This window comes from Streptomyces hygroscopicus subsp. hygroscopicus (assembly GCF_001553455.1).
In the GTDB taxonomy this organism is placed as follows: domain Bacteria; phylum Actinomycetota; class Actinomycetes; order Streptomycetales; family Streptomycetaceae; genus Streptomyces; species Streptomyces hygroscopicus.
This window is the reverse complement of sequence record NZ_BBOX01000547.1, coordinates 1-883: the sequence shown is the minus strand read 5'-3', so window position 1 is coordinate 883 and position 883 is coordinate 1. Positions and strand designations below refer to the sequence as shown.

The 883-nt window shown below is 68.6% G+C and carries 1 protein-coding gene; it reads left to right on the top strand.

Annotated elements, in window-relative coordinates:
- Window positions 1-883, top strand: an 883-nt coding sequence (locus AXW62_RS38480) for an AMP-binding protein (protein ID WP_159061070.1), incomplete at both ends; no start/stop codon positions are given.

The window sequence follows — 883 nt, the reverse complement described above, 5'->3', positions numbered from 1 at the left end:
CCCACCAACCCCTCATCCAGGTCATGCTCGCCTGGCAGAACACGGCCGCGCAGAGCGACTACGGCATGCCCGGACTCGAGGTACGTCCGCATCTGCTCACGACCGGCACGGCACGCATGGACCTGCTCTTCAGCATGGCCGAAGCGCGAGCCTCGCACGGCGTGAGCGGAGTGGTGGAATTCCGGTCGGACATATTCGACCGGTCAACCGTGGCGTCCTTGGTGGACCGGCTGGAACGGCTGCTGGACGCGGTCGCGACGGACCCGGACCGCCGGATCGGCACGATCGACCTCCTCGAACCCGCCGAACGCGAACGCGTCCTGGTGGAATGGAACACCACCCCGGACCCGGGTGCGGACGTCAGCGGCGACGCCGTGTCCATTCCGGAACTGTTCGCACGACAGGTGGAGCAGGTCCCCGAGGCCACCGCCGTGGTATTCGGCGACCGCACGCTCACCTACGCGGAGCTGGACGCCGCGTCCAACCGGCTGGCCCGGCTGCTCATCGCCGAAGGCGCCGGGCCCGAACGCATCGTCGCCCTGGCCCTGCCCCGGTCCATCGACATGATCGTGGCCGTACTCGCCGTCCTCAAAACCGGCGCCGCCTACCTGCCCATCGACCCCGAACACCCGTCCGAGCGCGTGGAGTTCATGCTCCACGACGCCGCCCCGACGGTGGTGGTGTCGGTCTCGGCGCTGCGGGATGCGATAGGGGGCCTCGGTGTTCCGGTGCTGGAGCTGGATCACGTCGAGACACGGCGGCAGGTGACCGACCGGGACACCGCTCCGCTGTCCATCACTGACGGAGTGCAACCGTCCGATCCTCTCAACCCCGCCTATGTGATCTACACCTCCGGTTCGACCGGCACTCCCAAGGCCGTGGC